The 4366-nt window shown below is 50.8% G+C and carries 3 protein-coding genes; 2 read left to right on the top strand and 1 reads right to left on the bottom strand.

All coding sequences use genetic code 11. The features are described from left to right. A partial coding sequence (locus PHU49_15160) for a serine hydrolase (protein ID MDD5245345.1) occupies positions 1-1643 on the top strand: 1643 nt, incomplete at its 5' end. 158 nt (positions 1644-1801) lie between these two features. On the opposite strand, the gene PHU49_15155 is transcribed toward PHU49_15160, so the two are convergent. Continuing rightward, positions 1802-2314 (bottom strand): gamma carbonic anhydrase family protein, encoded by a 513-nt coding sequence (locus tag PHU49_15155; GenBank protein MDD5245344.1) that lies wholly within the window; start codon positions 2312-2314, stop codon positions 1802-1804. A gap of 443 nt (positions 2315-2757) precedes the next feature. Between PHU49_15155 and PHU49_15150 the strand changes: the two genes are divergently transcribed. Next, a complete protein-coding gene (locus tag PHU49_15150) occupies positions 2758-3969 on the top strand; it encodes a multidrug effflux MFS transporter (protein MDD5245343.1) in 1212 nt (403 codons plus the stop codon). The last annotated feature ends 397 nt before the right edge of the window (positions 3970-4366 follow it).

Raw genomic sequence — 4366 nt, 5'->3', positions numbered from 1 at the left:
ACGACCGGTACAGGAAGATCACAGTGAGAATGACATTAAACCACGTATCAGGCATACCGGGGACCGAGGGCAGGAATTCCTTCGGGTTTCAGTATGACGACAATGTAAAGAAGGAAACGATCGATACGCTGTCCCGCGCGCATCTCAAGCATGCCCCGGGAGCGATGGCCGTGTATTGCAACGACGGGTTCACGTTGGCGGAAATGATCGTGGAGCGGGTAAGCGGCCGGAGATACATGGACTTTCTTAATAATAGAATCTTTAAGCCGCTGGGTCTGAGGAACACCGGTATAGGTGTGGGTGAGATCAAGGGCAAGCCCGTAGCGTTCTACTATGACCCGAAAACCGGTAAAAAGCATCCGCTTGAAACACTCTCGGTCCTGGGTGCAGGCGGTTTGTCATCAACGGCCGTGGAGCTCTGCCGTTTTATGGACGCCTTTTCGGTGAAAGGCAAACTCCTGGAGAAGGCATCTCTCACAGAGATGAAAAAGGCGCAGCCTTCAGCGTTCTGGGGCAAATTAAGGAATCCCACCTTCTCGTTCGGGCTGGGCTGGGACATGACAGGCCTTCCGCGGTACGATGCGGCGGGGATTCAGATATTGGGCAAGAGTGGCGGCACCGGGAATTATTCTTCGATGGTTTTCACGGTCCCTGACAGAAGAATATCTGTTGCTGTCATTGCCGCCGGAACGGAAAGCGGCGCGATGAAGATCGCGCTGGACATGCTGGATGCGGTACTGGTTGAGAAAAGGCTCATTGCAAAAGAAGAGAAATCCGTCCTGATACCGCCGGAAGCGCAGACATTGCCGCAGGATCATGCCTCCTTCAGCGGTTACTATGCTGACGGTATGAAACTGGGCCAGCTCGTGTTCGATGCGGACAAGAACGCCGCCACCTTATATATCTTCAAGGGTCAGGAGAAAACACCTGCGGGCACGCTGATCTATAATAACGGCTATTATCACGATGCCGAAGGCAACCGTTCCTATTTTGCCGACATAGGCGGAGAGGTGTATTTCGTGAACTCCCCGTTACATGCAGGGATCGATGTAATCGTGACGCAGAAGGTAAAGCCCGTAGAAAAACCGCACAGCCTCAGGATCGATATGGACGGCAGGGTCTGGCTGCGGCGCAACGTCGGTCCTTTCGAGGGGATCATGACCGTGGAATCGCATTTTATACGATCATCAACGTACAAAGACCTGCCGGGATACGTGTACTTTTGGGGCATCAAAAGGATCGACTCCCCTGAGTTCGCGGGCATGCCCTTTGATGCGATACGCGATCAGTCGGAGCTTACCCTTTTTGAAAAGGACGGGACCACGTGGGCATGGATTTCGGACCTGCTGTACAGCCCGGCAGAGACCGCCGCTGCATTAAAGGCTGGCGAGAATTCAGTGAAGATAGGTGGCGATGGGTATAGCCGGTGGATGGTAGCAAACGAGGACGTGGTCGTAAGTTTTACAAAACCCGGACAGGGAAGGATCATCATATTCACCTCCGACGATGTCGCGACCTATGACAGCGCCCTCGATACAGGCGATGCGTATGTCGCCAGGGGCAGCTATATCGAATGTGCGGGTGTTGCGGACGATGTCTTTACGGTCAAGGCCAGGCCTGTTACGACGGATGAAAAGAAGTAAAAGATCCTGGCAGGCTGTTGAAAAACGCCCATCTGCTTTGTTGCGCTGCGCGTCTCGCATCTGAACATTTTTCAACAGCCTGCTACAAGGGACAGATTTGTGAACGTTGAACTGATCTGCTTCCGTAATCTCCGTTCCATTTGGAAAAGCAGGGTCCGTCATTTCTGCTTTGCGTAGATCTCCGAGAGCCCGCGGTATTCCACGGCGGTTTCCTGGATCATGCGGACATCCTCATCAGTAAGGGCGCGCACTACCTTTGCGGGGATTCCGATGGCAAGCGAGCGCGGCGGAATAACCGTCCTTGGAGACACCACCGACCCCGCGCCGACAATGGATTCTTCGCCGATCTCCGCTCCGTTCAGCACAATGGCGCCGATCCCGATGAGAGACCCCCTTCCGATGCTACATCCGTGGACGACGGCGCGGTGGCCGAGCACGACGCCCTCCTCGAGGATCAATGGATGAAGGCCTTTTGCAATATGGAGGACGCACGCATCCTGGATATTGCAGTGCGCGCCGATACGGATGTAGTGCTTGTCGCCGCGGACGATGCTGTAGAACCAGATATTCGCGCCCGGCCCTATCTCAACGTCGCCGATGACCATGGCATTTTCAGCGATAAATGCCGTCGGGTCTATCTTTGGATGCATGCCGTTAAACTCAAGGATCATAATCATGCCCCTTTGTGGTTTTTATACATTTAGTCTATCGTGTTTTCCCGGTCTATTCCACCTGTTTTGTTCAGTTCAAGCAGTAGATGTTATGTTTGTGTATGGCCTTGTATTATCAGATTTTCTATGCTATACACTTTCCATGACATACCTGCTCCGAACAGAATATCCCGGTACCCTTTATCATGTTACCCATATTCTTCGGCGTTGAAACAGTCATTGCAAAGTCCCTTGCAAGCATTCATAAAAATCTCATCAATTATGGAATCGTTCAACGTATATTTAAAAACAAAGACGATTGCGAAAGATTGATGTAGATGATGTATTGGTACAAGCCGATAAAGGCGGAATAACTATAAGAATAGTAAATAATAAAGATAGTCAACTGTCACAGGACATAAAAGGACGTTGTCACACCTTGCCCGAAGAAAAAAGACCAGAGAATGAAGAAGCCGGCAACTGAGAGAAGGCGATACCGCACCACGGTACTTGTTCTTGGCGCCTTGTCTGCCATAGGGCCATTCTCAATTGACATGTACCTGCCCGGTTTTCCTGCGATCGCCAGGGATCTGAATACGGATATAGCCCACGTGGGGCTTTCGCTCACGAGCTATTTTATCGGTATCTCCGTAGGACAGATGATATACGGACCCCTGATGGACCGGTTCGGGCGAAGGAAGCCCCTGATGCTGGGACTTTCAGTCTATATCGCGGCTGCCCTTGGTTGTGCCTTTTCCCCATCCATATCCTTTCTGATTACCATGCGTCTCTTCCTCGCCCTTGGAGGCTGTGTAGGGATCGCCGGGGCGAGAGCGGTGGTACGGGATCTGTTCTCGGGGAAAGAAGCTGCCAGGGTATTGTCCACACTGATCCTGATCTTCGGTGTTTCTCCTATAGTTGCCCCTACGGTAGGCGGAATCCTGGCGTCCACGCTCGGCTGGCGATTTATTTTTCTCATCCTTGCGGTCATTGTTGCCTTTGTCCTGAGCGTGATGATCCGGTTTCTCGAGGAGAGCAAGGGTGCCGATACCTCAATCTCTTTGCATCCGAAGAATGTCATACACGGCTATATAAATCTTTTCAAAGAGCCCGAATTCATCAGGTACGCCTGTGTCACCTCCGCCGGGACGGCCGGATTCTTCTCCTACATCTCAGGTTCTCCCTTTGTTTACATGAATCTGTTTGGTCTTACTGCAACGCAATTTGGTTGGATGTATGGAGTAAATGCAATGGGGCTGGTTGCTGCAAGCCAGATCAACAGAAGGTGGCTGCGGGTAATGAACGGCCATGAAATATTGCTTATCGTCGTCAGCGCGCAATTTTGTGCGGCGATGACGATGGTGGCCGGATCCTTCGTCGGAATACTCAACAGCATGGGGGTTATAGGCCTCGTTTTTTGCTTCGTCTGTGGCTATGGGATTGTAAATCCCAACGCTACGGCGCTGACCATGGAACCGTTCACAAGACACGCAGGCAGTGCGGCAGCGATGATGGGCTGCATGCAGATGGTCGCAGGGGCCACGGCATCGGCACTCGTAAGCTACCTGCACAACGGAACGGCCATGCCCATGATCTGGATGATGGCCGGTTGTTCGGGCGTCGGCCTTATGGTATTGGGCGGAGGGACATTATTGAGAAACCGGTGGAGTCAATAACATCAGGACAGCACAAACCCGGATAATGGCCCTAAATAACCCATCTCTTCAAACATCATGAAAATGCAACGAAAGGTGTGTAACCCTCTGTAGGTAAAAAGTACCTGCAAACCGTACGAATTCTATATGTGTAAAAATATTTAACGATTTGGCTAAACACCCCGCATTACAACACGTTACATAACAGTAGAAGCACTCCTGTGTTAATTATATTATCACTCAGGGAGAAGCCAACTTTAGCTAAAAGTGCGCTATCATATTGAAATAACGGTGGTATATATTTTGGCACGGCTATTGCACTATTTTTATATTATGTGCGAACATTCACAAACAGAAATTAAAAACTGAAAGGAGACACGATGATGGAAAAGAACGTATTGTTAATCGATGATGAAGC

It is taken from the genome of Syntrophorhabdaceae bacterium (genome assembly GCA_028713955.1).
Lineage (GTDB): Bacteria > Desulfobacterota > Syntrophorhabdia > Syntrophorhabdales > Syntrophorhabdaceae > UBA5609.
The sequence above is the reverse complement of the archived record's forward strand: the minus strand, read 5'-3'. Positions and strand labels throughout refer to the sequence as shown.